This is a genomic window from Geomicrobium sp. JCM 19039, from assembly GCF_000698145.1.
In the GTDB taxonomy this organism is placed as follows: Bacteria; Bacillota; Bacilli; order Bacillales; family Marinococcaceae; genus Geomicrobium_A.
The window spans coordinates 34329-49218 of sequence record NZ_BAXB01000020.1; the positions used below are offsets into that span (position 1 = coordinate 34329).

General features: G+C 44.2%; 12 protein-coding genes and 3 pseudogenes. 10 read left to right on the plus strand and 5 right to left on the minus strand.

Annotated elements, in window-relative coordinates:
• Positions 1-159: 159 nt before the first annotated feature.
• Positions 160-656 (plus strand): annotated as a pseudogene (locus JCM19039_RS16360) (Lrp/AsnC family transcriptional regulator).
• Positions 653-1844, plus strand: a pseudogene (locus JCM19039_RS16365) (aminotransferase). The pseudogenes JCM19039_RS16360 and JCM19039_RS16365 overlap by 4 nt, the downstream one beginning before the upstream one ends.
• Before the next feature lie 624 nt (positions 1845-2468).
• On the opposite strand, the gene JCM19039_RS16370 reads toward JCM19039_RS16365, so the two are convergent.
• Positions 2469-3806 (minus strand): sodium-dependent transporter, encoded by a 1338-nt coding sequence (locus JCM19039_RS16370; protein WP_042429203.1) that lies wholly within the window; start codon positions 3804-3806, stop codon positions 2469-2471.
• A gap of 189 nt (positions 3807-3995) precedes the next feature.
• Between JCM19039_RS16370 and yugI the strand changes: the two genes are divergently transcribed.
• Positions 3996-4433 (plus strand): S1 domain-containing post-transcriptional regulator GSP13, encoded by a 438-nt coding sequence (yugI, locus tag JCM19039_RS16375; RefSeq protein ID WP_042429206.1) that lies wholly within the window; start codon positions 3996-3998, stop codon positions 4431-4433.
• A 61-nt stretch (positions 4434-4494) separates the two neighbouring features.
• On the opposite strand, the gene JCM19039_RS16380 is transcribed toward yugI, so the two are convergent.
• A complete protein-coding gene (locus JCM19039_RS16380; protein WP_042429210.1) occupies positions 4495-4725 on the minus strand; it encodes a DUF378 domain-containing protein in 231 nt (76 codons plus the stop codon).
• A 123-nt stretch (positions 4726-4848) separates the two neighbouring features.
• Between JCM19039_RS16380 and JCM19039_RS16385 the strand changes: the two are divergent.
• The 3 genes and pseudogenes from JCM19039_RS16385 (at position 4849) to JCM19039_RS24540 (ending at position 6837) form a co-directional block, all read left to right on the plus strand.
• Positions 4849-6176: pseudogene (locus JCM19039_RS16385) on the plus strand (glucose-6-phosphate isomerase).
• A 79-nt stretch (positions 6177-6255) separates the two neighbouring features.
• Positions 6256-6657, plus strand: a complete 402-nt coding sequence (locus tag JCM19039_RS16390) for a YugN family protein (RefSeq protein WP_042429213.1) — start codon at positions 6256-6258, stop codon at positions 6655-6657.
• Between the two features lie 21 nt (positions 6658-6678).
• A complete protein-coding gene (locus JCM19039_RS24540; RefSeq protein WP_193744270.1) occupies positions 6679-6837 on the plus strand; it encodes a hypothetical protein in 159 nt (52 codons plus the stop codon).
• 1086 nt (positions 6838-7923) lie between these two features.
• Here the strand turns inward: JCM19039_RS24540 and JCM19039_RS16395 are convergent.
• The 3 genes from JCM19039_RS16395 to JCM19039_RS16405 are packed head-to-tail and all read right to left on the minus strand — an operon-like array spanning position 7924 to position 9876.
• Positions 7924-8736, minus strand: coding sequence for a M15 family metallopeptidase (locus JCM19039_RS16395; RefSeq protein ID WP_042429216.1), 813 nt, complete (start codon positions 8734-8736; stop codon positions 7924-7926).
• A 25-nt stretch (positions 8737-8761) separates the two neighbouring features.
• Complete coding sequence (locus JCM19039_RS16400) at positions 8762-9175, minus strand: disulfide oxidoreductase (protein ID WP_042429218.1); 414 nt, start codon at positions 9173-9175, stop codon at positions 8762-8764.
• Positions 9172-9876, minus strand: a complete 705-nt coding sequence (locus JCM19039_RS16405) for a thioredoxin domain-containing protein (RefSeq protein ID WP_042429220.1) — start codon at positions 9874-9876, stop codon at positions 9172-9174. The genes JCM19039_RS16400 and JCM19039_RS16405 overlap by 4 nt, the downstream gene beginning before the upstream one ends.
• A 154-nt stretch (positions 9877-10030) precedes the next feature.
• Between JCM19039_RS16405 and JCM19039_RS16410 the strand changes: the two genes are divergently transcribed.
• The 4 genes from JCM19039_RS16410 (at position 10031) to JCM19039_RS16425 (ending at position 14442) form a co-directional block, all read left to right on the plus strand.
• Positions 10031-11497 carry a catalase gene (locus tag JCM19039_RS16410; protein WP_042429223.1) on the plus strand — a complete coding sequence of 489 codons (1467 nt, stop codon included), beginning with the start codon at positions 10031-10033 and terminating at the stop codon, positions 11495-11497.
• A gap of 166 nt (positions 11498-11663) precedes the next feature.
• Positions 11664-12122, plus strand: a complete 459-nt coding sequence (locus JCM19039_RS16415) for an acyl-CoA thioesterase (RefSeq protein WP_042429224.1) — start codon at positions 11664-11666, stop codon at positions 12120-12122.
• A 159-nt stretch (positions 12123-12281) separates the two neighbouring features.
• Positions 12282-13499: a NupC/NupG family nucleoside CNT transporter gene (locus JCM19039_RS16420; RefSeq protein ID WP_042429227.1), complete on the plus strand. Its 1218-nt coding sequence runs from the start codon at positions 12282-12284 to the stop codon at positions 13497-13499.
• 100 nt (positions 13500-13599) lie between these two features.
• Positions 13600-14442 carry a hypothetical protein gene (locus JCM19039_RS16425; protein WP_042429230.1) on the plus strand — a complete coding sequence of 281 codons (843 nt, stop codon included), beginning with the start codon at positions 13600-13602 and terminating at the stop codon, positions 14440-14442.
• The last annotated feature ends 448 nt before the right edge of the window (positions 14443-14890 follow it).

The window sequence follows — 14890 nt, forward strand, 5'->3', positions numbered from 1 at the left end:
GCAAGTTCATCCGCTTCATCAAATTGAAAGTCATTCATCATATCAATGATAAGCAGTGCCAAACGTGGTTTCATAATTCCCTCCAAACACGACATTTACGAACTGTGATAAGATAATATGACAATTAAAGATAGCTTAACGATACAAGGGGAGTGAACGATGAGTAAAGAGCAAGAAGCCGCATTATTACGTATTTTAGAGCAGAATGGCAGAATTGATACATCTGTACTGGCGAAGATGTTAAATGAAGACGAAGAAATCGTCAAAAAGACCATTAAGCGTCTTGAGGAAGACAAGATCATTCTTAGTTATGGACGGTTGTGAATTGGAACCGCATTGAAAAAGATGCCCATGTGGCCGCAATGATTGATGTGAAAGTCGCTCCGCAGCGTGGGGTAGGTTTCGATGAGGTTGCTGCTCGCATCCAACGTTTTCCTGAAGTGAGTGCACTATACTTAATGTCTGGAACCTACGATTTATCTGTGATGGTTGAAGGACAAACGATGGAAGAAATTGCTCGATTCGTATCCGATAAGTTATCAACACTTGAAGCAGTGTTATCAACGACAACACATTTTCGATTGAAAAAATATAAGCATGACGGCGTCGTTTTTAGTGAAGATGAAAAAGACCATAGAATGGTGGTCTCACCATGAAAGATGTGCAGGAAGTTCAACAACAAACCGGCAGATTATCAAAAGCCGTCACTCGGATTGAGCCTTCAGGCATTCGCCGTTTCTTCGAGCTTGCTTCAACGATGGACGATTGCATTTCATTAGGTGTAGGTGAGCCGGACTTTGTTACTCCGTGGAATGTTCGTGAAGCCTGTATGACGTCTTTAGAACAAGGGTATACATCATATACGGCCAATGCGGGTCTCATTGAACTAAGGTCAGCAATCGCTGGGTATTTGCAACAATCCTTTTCAGTAACCTATCAACCACATTCAGAAATCATTGTCACTGTCGGCGCGAGTGAGGGAATTGATCTTGCCATCCGAGCGACGATCGACCCCGGTGATGAAGTGCTTGTCGTTACACCGTCCTTTGTTTCCTATAGTCCACTCATAGAGCTTGCGGGAGCAACAGCAGTTCCGGTCTTAACGGATAAATCGACCGATTTTAAACTGACACCAGAGCGGCTAGAAGCTGCGATAACGGAAAAGACGAAAGCCGTTATTCTGTCGTTTCCTAACAACCCGACAGGAGCGGTGATGAGTCGTAAAGAGCTGGAGAACATTGCTTCCATCATAAAAAGACATGATCTACTCGTCTTCTCGGACGAAATCTATGCCGAGTTGAGCTATGATCAAGATCATACTGCTTTTCAGCGCTTGAAAAATGAAAGATCGGACGATTCTCATCTCTGGTTTTTCAAAAGCTTTTGCGATGACAGGATGGCGACTAGGCTTTGTTTGCGCTCCTGCTGACATTTCAGCTGCAATGTTAAAAATTCATCAATATACACTCATGTGTGCACCGACACAAGCGCAGCACGGTGCATTAGAAGCTTTGCGTAACGGACAAAATGACGTACAAACGATGGTGAAAAGCTACCATGGTCGAAGAAATTATATCGTTAACTCATTAAATGAGTTGGGGCTATCTTGCGAGATGCCGGGCGGATCATTTTACGCGTTTCCATCAGTAGACATTACAGGCATGGATGATCACGAATTTGCAGAGCGATTATTGAGAGAAGAAAAAGTAGCCGTCGTTCCAGGCTCTGTGTTCGGTGAAGGTGGAGAAGGTCATGTGCGTTGCTCTTATGCGACATCAATGGATGCCCTGCAGACAGCGATGGAGAGAATGGCCCGCTTCGTTCAGCGACACAAACAAGAATAGTTCGTTGATTAATTCAACGAATCGCATACATGGCGGTTCTAAGTGTGAGGACGAGCTAAGGTTTGAGTGCTGATAGAGTACCAACAAACTGTTAGCTGAGCATACGCCATACACGTTTGAAGGATCGGGTAGTCCAGACTTGTCCGAAGGCGCATAGCGTCTACACGTAGCCTGTGCTAAGAATATATTGGGTTCTCGCGATCTAGATAAGTTGAATTAAAGAATTTCTTCAAGACTGGTGGTAGGTTTCGTAAAGTGGAGACTATGCTCGAGTTGGGAGAAATCTCAGGAAAAGCGGTCTATTCTCATAAATTAGGTCACAAATTACCGGGTTACGTGTACATCCACGACAAGAAGTACCCAGATGCTATCGGCGCGAGCTGCGCCGAACCGAGTCCGAATTAGCATCGGCCCTGCTAGGGCCGACAGGTTGCTCGCTTATGGGCATTGAATCTGCGCTCCAGTTGGAACAAACTGTGCGCAAGTTTAGCGGAATGAGCGCCAAAATCGTTAAACTAGGAAAACTAGCGCGCAAAATGGCACCCTGAACTTGGCTACCCCTCCCCCTCAACGCCTACCGCATAAATCGGACAAAACAAAAACCGCCCTTTTGGGCGGTTTTTGTTATTGAATGAGTTGTGAAACAAACACTACAATAATGGAGAGAGGGACGACGACGCGAATCATAATGAGCCAAATGAAATAGAATCCTTTCCCAAACCGGCTCCCGCGTAGAAGTTCTTCTTGCATGATGCTTGGCTTCATTTTATAGGCGACAAACAGAGAAATGAGTAGAGCACCAAGTGGTAACAAGATATTACTTACCAAGAAATCCACAGCGTCAAAAAAGGTGAGCCCGAAAATGTGGAAGTCTGCAAGCAGGCCGAACGATAAGTTTGATGGGATTCCCATCGCAAAGATTAAGAGCCCAACTGCCCAAGTGACACGTTTTCTTAGATGCTCTTTCCCGCGTACGAATGGCGTTACGATGATCTCAATGAGGGAGAAGGCAGAAGTGAGCGTTGCAAACAACATGAGTAGCATAAAGATCATAAAGAACGCCTCGCCAAAGGCAAGCTGTTGAAAAACAGCAGGGATGACAACAAAGATGAGGCTTGGACCTTCATCAGGCTGTAGACCGAAAGCGTAAATCGCTGGAAAAATTGCAAGACCTGCCATAAAGGCAATAAGAACACTTAAAAGCACAACCGACCAGGCGGAACCAGGCAAGCTGGCTTTATTGTCTAAATAAGAACTATACGTCACCATTACACTCACACCTAGGCTCAGAGAGAAGAACGCTTGACCGAGTGCAAAGAGAAAGGTTTCACTAGAAACTGCGCTAAAGTCGGGTTGTAAAAAGTAAACGACTCCTTCCCAAGCACCATCGAGTGTGAGCGAGCGAACCATTAAGATCAAGAAGATAATAAATAATGCAGGCATCATGTACAAACTTGCTTTTTCGATGCCCTTCTTAATGCCCATTTGTACGACAAGAATCGTCATAATCATAAAGGCGAGGTGGGCTAGACCAACCTCCCAAGGATTGGAGGTAATGGATTCAAATAATGCGCCATGATCCCCGTCGGGTGGGCTTGTTACATTGCCGGTGAAACTCCGGACAAAGTACGTTGTAATCCAGCCACCAACAACGCTGTAAAAAGATAGGAGTAAAAACGCGGCAATCATGCCGATGATTCCGATCCAATGCCACTGTCCTTTTGGTGCGACTTTTCGGTACGCTTCAATGGCTCCTTCTTTCGTGCTGCGCCCAAGTACAAATTCAGCGAGCAAAAGGCTTGTGCCGACGGTGAGTAGGAGGGCGATGAAAATAAAGAAAAACAATCCTCCGCCTTGCTCCCCAGCAACGTATGGTAAGCGCCAGACGGTTCCTAGCCCGATGGCAGAACCTGCAGCTGCAAGAATAAATCCTAAACGCGTTCCCCAGTTTTCTTTTTGCATCGTTTTCTCAACTGCTTTCTTATATGTAGTAAAGTGTTATGTTTAACAGTAAGCAGACGTTTCTTTAATGTCAATGGTACTTTCATGGTTCGGTTCTGAATTCACAACATTTACCGCGAACTTTGTTTTGCCTGTTTGCAAAACATATGGTATGATTTATGAGTTAATAAATGATTAGGGGATGTTTGAATGTCTGTAACACAATACGAAGTTGGCAGCATTGTTGAAGGTAAGATTACCGGTCTTAAACCGTTCGGTGCATTTGTTGCATTAGATGAGAAGAACCAAGGGTTGGTTCATATCTCGGAGGTTGCTCACGGATATGTGAAAGATATTAATGAAGTTCTTTCCGTTGGTGAAGAAGTGAAAGTCAAAGTCAAGTCTGTTGACAGCGACTCCGGCAAGATTTCTTTATCGATTCGTGCGACACAACCTGCCCCTGAAGGGTCTGAGCAAAAAAGCGATCGCGGACCACGCGGTGGCGGTGGGGGCAACCGTGGGCCGAAGAATTTCAGTAGCAACAACAACAAGAATCAAGGGTTTAATACGCTTGAGGACAAGTTGAAGGACTGGTTAAAGCAGTCAAATGAAATTCATGCGGACCTCAACAAGAGAGCACGTAAATAATTGCCAACACGAATAAAATGAACCCGGACGTAGCCTCATTGGCTTTGTCCGGGTTTTTCTTTTATTGCCGTTCGGGCTCCGGACTTTCTTCTAACTCTTCATTTGGTGTAAACAAAATGGATAGACTATACAAACCTGCGAGACCAACAACGGCATAAATGACACGAGAAAATGCTGCTGCTTGACCGCCAAAAATTGCAGCAACCAAATCAAAGCTAAAAAAACCAATAAGACCCCAGTTGATTGCACCAATAATCGTGACAATGAGAGCGACTCGTTGCAAACCACTCATGAAAAACTCACCTCCTTTGTGATCTTGGTATGTTCCTCATACGCATAGCTTGATACAATTAACGGAGGACTATGACAAAGAATCAAAGGAAGGGTTTCCAGTAATATTTTTTGGAGGGAAGACATGATTACGTTTACGACAAACTATGCAAAAGAATTTTTTGAAACACATGAGTTTGATCAGATGGAGCTTGCGGTCAAAACTGCACATGACCAACTACATACTGGGAAAGGACCGGGTGCAGATTATTTAGGGTGGCTGAACTTACCGACAGCAGATAAAGATGAATTGTCTCGCGTTAAACAGAAAGCTTCCGAGATTAAAGAACACGCTGACGTGCTTATCGTCATCGGCATCGGTGGTTCATATTTAGGTTCAAAAGCGGTAATTCAGGCTTTGTCACACTCCTTCATGAAAAAATCTGACGCGCCAGAAGTGATTTTTGCCGGTCATCACCTAAACGGTGAGTACATCGAAGAAATGTTCGATGCGCTACATGATAAGAGTGTGTACGTGAATGTGATTTCGAAATCAGGAACGACAACAGAGCCTGCGATTGCTTTTCGACTCGTCAAGCATTGGATGGAAGAACGCTACGGACAGGACGGGGCAGCAAGTCGCATCATTGCGACGACCGATGCAAACAAAGGTGCACTAAAAGCGGTTGCCGATGCAAATGGGTATACGTGCTTCATCGTACCTGATGATGTAGGAGGACGATTCTCTGTATTGACCCCAGTAGGACTTTTGCCAATTGCGGCTGCAGGCTTTTCCGTCGATGCGCTTCTCGATGGTGCGCACGCTGCAAAGCAGCAGTATGATCATCCAACCTTCTTGAAAATGAAAGCTATCAATATGCGGCATTTCGAACGTTAATGTATGCCAAAGGAAAGCAAATTGAATTGCTCGCAAGCTATCACCCGAAACTCAAACAAGTTTCTGAATGGTGGAAGCAGTTGTTTGGTGAAAGCGAAGGAAAAGACCATAAAGGTTTGTTTCCAGCTTCTGTTCACTATACGACAGATTTGCATTCATTAGGGCAATACGTTCAAGAAGGCCGACGTCATCTGTTTCAAACCGTTATTGGAGTAAAAGAAGCAACGAAGGATGTGACGATTCCGTACTCAGACAGCAATGAAGATGGGTTGGATTATCTTGTTGGAAAATCGCTAAACGAAGTGAACGATCAGGCGATGGTTGGAACGTTACTCGCACATGTCGATGGTGGCGTTCCAAATGTGCAAATTGAAGTGGACCAACTTGATGAAGTACACATCGGTGCGCTCATTTATTTCTTTGAGAAAGCGTGTGCGATCAGCGGGACTTTGCTTGGTGTAAACCCTTTCGATCAACCGGGGGTTGAAAGCTATAAACAGAACATGTTTGCTCTTCTAGGAAAAGAAGGATTTGAAGAACGGAGAAAACAGTTGCAGGAACGACTACTCACGTAATCTGCCAATAACTTCCGAGGGGAACGTTGCATGAATTGGTGTGAATGAGGCACGGTAAAGCCTAAAGGAGGCGAATATCGTGCTCGAATTGCAATCGCGCATTTCCGGTGTCGAACTATCGTTAAGTGAGCTTGAAAAGAAAATCGAGCCCCTCGGGTTTTCAATGGGTGGAAATTGGGAGTATGACCATGGCTACATGGATTACCAAATGGACGACGATGGTCAAGGGTACACATTTTTAAGGATTCCTTTTTCGACGGTTGTAGGTGAAATTGGAAGCGGACACGCTGAAGTCGTCATCGGTACGCCATTCCTTCTCGCACATCGTTACGAGTCTGGTATCGAGCATGATGGGATTACAGCTTACAGTGCTGTCTTCAACCAATTCTCTTCACCAGAAGAGAAAGATGCTTATGTAGACCAAAAATATGTGCGTGAAGGAGTGTTGTTAGTAAGAGAAGTTGAAGAGAAGCTAGTGTAATAGTTGTAGTTGGGAGGCAACATGGGAGCTATATTTTTTGGAATTGCCATCTTTATTGGGTGGACGTTAATTGATTTGTCTAAACATAAAAAAATAACAGCTGAAAACTTACTTGGCTCTTTAATCGTCGCAATCATCGGTGGTGTAGGATGGGCCGTGTTTGATTGGATTTTTGAATGAAAGAAAGGGGCTGTCCAATAAGGTCTTAGATTAGATCTTATTGGACAGCCCCTTTTTCTATGTACTCCAGAGCATAAGGCAACATCGGTGGCCAAAAGACGCTCACTGTGTTTTCTAGGCCGCGGAGAACCGGATGAGTCTCCTCGGTCTACCGACGAGGGCGATGAGAGTTTAAAAATTGAATAACCAAAATAGGTCGGATGGTGTAGAAAGTGCTACGCGTTTTAGTGAATTGGCGCTTTTACGTAGGAAACTTCGGAGTGGATCCTGGCTATGGTAAGATTTTTCCTATCAATGTTTTTATGATGGGATTTGGTGCATCCCCAACCCACTAGTTGCCCGAATCCACGTAGAACGGCAGAACGAATTCCAAAGTTTACCGATTGGAATCAGATTCACTCATAGGTAATCGGTTTATGTCGTTTTGCTTCCAATCAATGGACATCCACTTCCAAACATCCGTTAATGGAATCAGATTCAGCACTTTAAAGAAAATGAACGGCAATTTAGTTCCAAAGCGAGTTCACATTCGTCCTCACAACGCCATGAGGTTGATTCGCACTCCCTGCCCCGAACCGTGATTTAGGAAATCAAAAATTCTGTCGGCGCGAGTCGCGCCGAATTGAGACCGATTTTGGATCGGCCCCACTGGGGCCAATCGGTCGTAAGGTGTTCGGTTTAATCCAATCTGCGTGCAAGTCTTACGAAATGAGCGCTAAAATTACCAAAAAGGGCTAACTTGAACACAGAAAGTGAAAACTAGCCCGCACAATGTGAACCATAACTTGCCCCACACAGTATAAACACGCTTAGAGTGATTTCACTTTTATCATTACGATCCATTCGTATGAAACTACGATGGAATCTCTACATCCTAGCATCCCATGAATTTCTTTCGTTCACCCTATATAGATTTTATGATCTGGGAGACCTCGTCCCGGCACTGCTTCCGCAAGAGTCACCGCGCCTTTCGTTCCCATCAGTTGGAATGGCTCACGCTTTGAAGAGGATTGCGGGCAGTCTCTCCAAAACGCTTCATACAAAAAACGGAGTACAGATCAAAGATGATCTGTACTCCGTTTTTTCTTACATTGGAACAGCTTTTTCGAAGAATTCTTCCAGCACAAGATCATGCTCGACGAGAATTTCTGCGATGTCGGTTCCGACGTAACGTAAATGCCACGGTTCGTAACTGATTTCTGTAATGTCTACTTTGTGATCGGGATACCGAATGACAAATCCATAATGGTGGGCATTTTCTTCCACCCATTCGCCTTCCGGTGTAGACCCAAATTCTTCGCTCAGTAAAAAGGAGTTGCTTTCACTTGATACATCCATCGCTAATCCTGTTTGGTGTTCGCTATTCCCTGGATAAGCAATGGTTTCGCTCGCAGCATCCTCTCCACGCTCAGTTGCTGCATTTGTAAAAATAGCGTCTTGGCGATCAAAAGAGCGATATCCTGAAACAGCAAACAAATGATGGCCATCTTCCTCAGCTGCTGCAAACAAATCTTCCAAAGCATCGGCAGCAGGTGCCCTTAAATAACGTTTTTCGACATCTTCATCGAAAGAAAAAAGGACGTCTGGAACGACCAAGTCATCCGGAGTATAATCTTCTGGTAGTGCGTAGTCGTGGTTGACGAGGACAGAAGGGTTATCAGGGTTTTGAATAACTGCTCTTCCGTCAACTTCCTCAATCACATTGAAGTGTTCTTCTTCAATGGCCCATGGATTGGTTGTTGCTTTAGCTGTTTGTTCTTCTTCTTGTTCCTCTTGTTCCTCTTGTTCTAGGGGGTCGTTACTTTCTTCAGGGACAGGCTCTTCATCGATGTCAGCGCAGCCGACAAGAAGCACTGAAAACAAAAAACCTGCTGCATAAATAGATGGGAAACGAGCCATGTGTGTCCCTCACTTTCTTTGGTAATTAAGACTTCTTTGGTTTTGCTAAAAACAGCAAAACGGAAATAATCGTGAAGGCAACGAGTGCTTGAAATGGAATTGTAATAAACCCGAGGAGGTTCATATACTCTGAACTACAAGGAACTCCAGACTGGCACGGAGTTACACCGCCAAAACCTGGGATTTTTTGTTCAGCGTAATGAAACGCTGCAATGATCGCACCGAGAATCGAGATTGGTAAGGCGTACAATCGAATCCGTGCATCAGAGCGAAACGCTGCAATCCCTAAGATGAGTGCGAGAGGGTACATGGCAATTCGTTGATACCAGCACATATCACACGGGATATAACCTAGACCTTCGCTGTAGAATAGACTGCCCATCGTTGCAACGATGGCCACAAGCCATGCTACATACAACATGATGCTTTGGCGAGTCATGAGTTTTCCTCAAGTTGTTCCTCAATGATCCGTTCCATTTCATTGTAATCAAACGGATCACTCAGTTCGACATCATTGACGAAAATGGTCGGCGTTCTCTCAACACCAAATTCTTCAATCAGTTCATGTTCAGCATATAATTCATCCATATATTCTTGCTCAGCAACTGATGTTCGAAGCTCATCCTCATCCACATCAGGCGCGTGTTCTGATGCAATATCCACGACAAAATCGATGTCGACTTGGGAGCCTTGTACACCTGCTGCTTGCATGAGTGCATGGTGGAAATCCCAGAATTGATCTTCTGAAGCTTCGTGATAGATTTTTTGGCTAGCTAAAGACGCAATCAGTGACTCGTTTTGGAAACCGATAAAGTTCACAAAAGAGAACGAGATGTCTTCGTGATCTAAGTAGTCACTTTCAAGTTGGTCGAACACTTCGCGGTCCCACGTGCCACATGCCGGGCATTTATAATCCCCAAATTCGACGATGGACACGGCTGGATCGTCATTGCCATATGTCGCTAGGTCATTGATCGGTGGACGGTCTTCATGAGTGCTGGATGAATTGCTACCGCCGTCACTGTTCACAACAAATAATAAAGCGGCCATCACGACAACGAGCAATGCCGTAACGATAACAAGAAATTTCATTGGTGCTTTATTGGTTTTCGTATTCTTTCTTTTTTTATTTTTAGCCAATACGTTTCACCTCTCCTAAAATCGGATAAAGAAGTAGTAGTTTGTCACCATCATAACACTATCACGCAAAGCTTATACAGTGAAGGTGTGACATTTCTTAAAAAATCAACCGCCAGCCCGAGGTAAATTCGATCAAATGCGGAGGAGACTACTTATGTCAAATCGACTAACAACGAACCAAGGTGTCCCGATTCAAGACAACCAGAATTCACGAACGGCAGGTCGTAGAGGACCAACATTATTAGAAGATTATCATCTTGTCGAAAAGCTTGCCCACTTTGATCGGGAGCGAGTGCCCGAGCGAGTTGTGCACGCAAGAGGCGCAGGTGCTCACGGTGTATTTATTACCAAAGAGAGCCAGAAACGTTATACGAGGGCTCATTTTTTACAAGAAGCTGGTCAAGAAACACCTGTTTTTGCTAGATTTTCAACGGTGATTCACGGACTTCACTCCCCAGAAACATTACGTGACCCGCGCGGATTTTCGGTGAAGTTCTATACTGAAGAAGGAAACTACGATTTTGTCGGCAACAATTTGCCGGTATTTTTTATTCGTGATGCGATTAAGTTTCCGGATGTAATCCATTCACTAAAACCTGATCCGACGACGAACTTGCAAGATCCAAACCGGTATTGGGACTTTATGGCAAACTCACCAGAATCGGTGAATATGCAATTACACCTTTTTAATGATGAAGGGATTCCTCGTTCTTACCGACATTTACGTGGGTCGAGTGTGCATGCGTTTAAATGGATTAACGCGCATGGCAATACGACGTATGTAAAATATCGGTGGGTACCTCGTGCAGGCATTGAAGGGCTTTCTCCTGAGGAAGTAAAAGAGATTCAAGGGGAAGACTTTAACCATGCGACGAGAGATTTGTACGAAAGCATTAAAAACGGTGACTACCCGGAGTGGGATTTGTATATCCAACGTTTAGATCCTGCGGACCTAGACAACTATAATTTCGATCCATTAGATGCAACGAAAGATTGGCCAGAAGAACAGTTTCCATACGAGCTCGTTGGCACGATGATTCTGAATAAAAATCCTAACAACATTTTCTCAGAAACTGAACAAGTTGGATTTAATCCTGGGGTTCTTGTACCTGGTATTCAAGCTTCTGAAGATAAGATGTTGCAAGGAAGGATTTTCTCTTATTCGGATACACAGCGGTACCGAATTGGCGCAAACTACTTGCAGTTACCGATTAATTGCCCGTTTGCACAGACGAACAACAATACGCAAGACGGGGTGATGGCGAACCCTAACTTCCAGCCAACGGATTCAACGAACTATGAGCCAGGTGAACATGCACTTGAAGAGAGTTCAGAAGAGCTGGAGTTCGATCAGCCGTTACGTGGCGACGTTGCTGGCCGAAACCGTACCGACAAAGCCGATGATTTTAGACAACCTGGAGAGTTATACCGTGGATTTGACCGAGAAAAACAACAACAAATTATTCGAACGTTAACTGAAGAGTGGTCCGGTGTTCATAATGAGCAAGTTGTTTTAAAGCTCATCTGTAACATGTACAGAGCCGATGAACAACTAGGAAGGACGCTCGCGGACAACCTCAATGTCGATATTACGCCGTATGTTGGGCAAGAAACAAAATAAACCGTTCATTCATAAGCTGCTTCAAAGTGTGCACACTTTGAAGGCAGCTTATTGTTTGCCAAAATGGTGTGTAGGCCCGTCCAATCATTAAGCCATAAATCTCTACTAGAACAATGAAGCGGGGACACGGTATACTAGAAAGAAAAAAGATAGGTGGAAACACATCATGAGCAAACGCGAACAACAAAGGGCGATAGGGAAATCACATACGTTGCAAACGCATCTTGTTAGTCCACAAGATACGAATCATTTAAACACCATTTTCGGGGGCAATATTCTCGCATACATTGATGAAGCAGCAGCGATTGCAGCGATGAGGCATTCTGGAGAAGTGGTCGTTACAGCATCTGTCGATAGTGTCGATTTTCACGCATCTGTTCGAAAAGGTGAAATTGTTATCGTGCAAGCGTGGGTAGCGTCTACAGGGCGTTCATCCATGCTCATTTATGTGCACGTGAGTGTAGAAAATCCGATCACCCACGAAGTGAAAACGACGACCACCTCTTTTGTTACGATGGTCGCTATTGATGAAAATGGAAAATCAACAGAAGTACCAGGAGTGTACGCTGAAACACAAACGGAACATGATATTGTTGCACTCGCAAACGATCGCACATCTCGATAAATGCCGACAAGAAACGAGTAGAGAAAAGATAATCTGACACATTTCTTTTGCCATTTGTAGAAAAATCATTGCAGGATATACCCATCGATGATAGTCTAATTATGGTTTGAAAACCGTTTCATGATTTAAATTATATTACGTACATTGGGGGGTCCTACAATGGACAGTATCCTATATATCCTCTGGGGAATAGGGGCAATTGTTGTTTTAATGGGTCTTGCATACTTATTATCTCTGGATCGCAAATCAATTAATAAACGTACCGTCTTTGGTGCTCTTGCGATTCAAATTCTGATTGGGGCCATTTTCCTTGGCTGGGACGGCGGACAGTGGGTGTTGCAGCAAGTTAGCGGCGCTGTCGTTGAAATGTTAGGGGCCGCAAATGAAGGGATCGGTTTCCTCTTTGGCGATTTGGCTGAAGTTGGTGGCCATGTTTTCTTTATTGACGTTCTTTCAGTCATCATTTTCTTTGCCGCCCTTATGGGTATTCTTTGGTACATTGGCGTCATGCCATTTATTGTGAATACGCTCGGATTTGCCATCTCAAAATTGTTAGGGACGAGCCGTGCAGAATCAATTGCGGCAACGGCGAACATCTTTGTTGGTGTTACCGAATCTCCATTATCCATCAAGCCTTACTTAGCAAACATGACCCGCTCTGAGTTGTTTACCGTCATGACTGTTGGTTTAGGTACAGTAGCAGGTTCGGTTCTTGCCGGTCTTATTCAAATGGGGACGGACCCAGGTTTTCTTATCGTAGCTAGTTTTATGGCTGCTCCAGCTGGGCTTGTTATGGCGAAAATCGTCATTCCTGAAACCGAGAAAACGGAGACGTCTGAAAACATTAAGCTTGATAAGGATACAGACGTTGCCAACGTTGTAGACGCTGCGGCAAAAGGTACGACGGATGGTCTAAAACTTGCACTGAACGTCGGTGCGATGGTACTTGCTTTCGTATCACTCGTTGGACTCGTTAACATTGGTCTTGGTCTATTTAACGACCAGCTCACGCTTGAGCTCATCATGGGTTATGTGTTCGCTCCGTTTGCGTTTCTCATCGGGATCCCTTGGGAATACGCACCACTCATTGGTCAAATGATTGGTGAGAAAACGATCATGAACGAATTTATCGCATTTGCCTCACTAAATGATGCAATTGCTGCAGGAACATTAACGGACCCACGTATGATTGCGATTGCTACGTTTGCCCTTTGCGGGTTCGCAAACATCGGAACGATTGCGATTCTCATCGGAGGTATGGGAGCTCTCGTACCGAGTCGTCGTGCAGATATTGCTAGATACGGCCCGCGTGCATTGCTAGCCGCGATTCTAGGTAACCTTATGAATGGTGCGATTGCCGGAATGATGTTCTTCTAATGGAATGAATTTGATGAAAAACGCGAGGGGTATTTCCTCGCGTTTTTCTCGTTTTAACGAACACATTTTAGGTTATGTAATCGTAAGGAGGTAAAGACATATGCAATTGCTTAATAAACCATTGTTTCGACCGGTTCATTTGCTCACCCCGGTCCTATCAATTGAAGTATTGTTCCTCGTCTCTTTTTTAGCTGGCGGAGCTACGCTCGTAAGTATGGAACTTTTATTCGCGCTTTTACCGCAATTATCAATCGGTTTTGTCTCTTTTGTGGAATTGTTTGAGGTGGAATATGCGTCGCTTGCAGGACAAAGTATCGCGCTCGGTATTACGATTTTGATTTTTCCAATTCAGGTGCTTATGATGGGTGGATTTATACATCTGTTGGCATATTCATGGCTAGATGAAAAAGCGGTTCATTGGTCGGCATTTTTCCAAGGAGCAAAGCGGGTATTCTGGAAATTGTTATTATTCAACCTTTTACTTGGTGCTGTCGTTTTTGGTGTCGGGCTCATTTTAGGGTTATTTGCGATAGGGTTCGGCATCATGAATGTTGAAGCCGTTATCGTCATTGGAGTCATTTTTGTTGCCGCTATATTGGTTTTGCGCATTCTCTTTTTATATTTGGAATTCACCATCGTTTTAACAAATTCCACATTGCTTGAGAGCTTCAAAGAAAGTTTTCGCATTCGAAGAGACGGATCGACTCCATATTTTCGAGTGATTGCTCTAATGTTTGTCGTAAGTATCGGAACGACACTCCTCATTTACGCAATGCCACAAATGCTATGGGTGTATCCAATTATTGGTATCGTTTATATCGTTGCGATGGTACGCATTCAATTAGCATTGATGAAAACATTCTTATTAAATGCAGCAGAATATGATTCATCTGCACTTCATGTGTACAAAAAGGAATCAGAACCACAAAAGGTAGAGGAGTAGATATGGGTATGTCCTTCTATATAATTTGAACTAAAGAATTCCACTGAATCCGATGACGGAGATCGGTCTTTACAGGCAAGCGCCTGCCTATCGTCTGTTGAAGTTCATCTCACTTCAATGTCGATCGTTGTTCGTTACTGCAAGGGTTTTGGGAAACAAGGAAGACGTTTGCTGAATGGTAAAAAGACGTGACCGATGGTCACCAACTGACGCAAGCGTTTGATCTCCTGGCACTTATGTGACAATCCAGCCTTTAAACCGTGCAATTTCGGCCCTCAACAGTCACATATATCGCGATTTGTGACCGTTGACTCCGTTTATGTGCGCATCCACGTTTAAAATGATGATTTTTCTTTCCCAAGTGTCACATAAATGAATATATGGGGCATTTGGGCTTCTTTCAACACCGTGACCGTAATTGATACGACGAATACCGTTCTCGGTACGA

Coding starts and splice junctions, on each gene's coding strand:
- JCM19039_RS16415 (WP_042429224.1), top strand. CDS start 11,664: ATGAGCAAACGCGAACAACAAAGGGCGATAGGGAAATCACATACGTTG.
- JCM19039_RS16410 (WP_042429223.1), top strand. CDS start 10,031: ATGTCAAATCGACTAACAACGAACCAAGGTGTCCCGATTCAAGACAAC.
- JCM19039_RS24540 (WP_193744270.1), top strand. CDS start 6,679: ATGGGAGCTATATTTTTTGGAATTGCCATCTTTATTGGGTGGACGTTA.
- JCM19039_RS16395 (WP_042429216.1), bottom strand. CDS start 8,736: ATGGCTCGTTTCCCATCTATTTATGCAGCAGGTTTTTTGTTTTCAGTG.
- JCM19039_RS16420 (WP_042429227.1), top strand. CDS start 12,282: ATGGACAGTATCCTATATATCCTCTGGGGAATAGGGGCAATTGTTGTT.
- JCM19039_RS16380 (WP_042429210.1), bottom strand. CDS start 4,725: ATGAGTGGTTTGCAACGAGTCGCTCTCATTGTCACGATTATTGGTGCA.
- JCM19039_RS16370 (WP_042429203.1), bottom strand. CDS start 3,806: ATGCAAAAAGAAAACTGGGGAACGCGTTTAGGATTTATTCTTGCAGCT.
- yugI (WP_042429206.1), top strand. CDS start 3,996: ATGTCTGTAACACAATACGAAGTTGGCAGCATTGTTGAAGGTAAGATT.
- JCM19039_RS16425 (WP_042429230.1), top strand. CDS start 13,600: ATGCAATTGCTTAATAAACCATTGTTTCGACCGGTTCATTTGCTCACC.
- JCM19039_RS16400 (WP_042429218.1), bottom strand. CDS start 9,175: ATGACTCGCCAAAGCATCATGTTGTATGTAGCATGGCTTGTGGCCATC.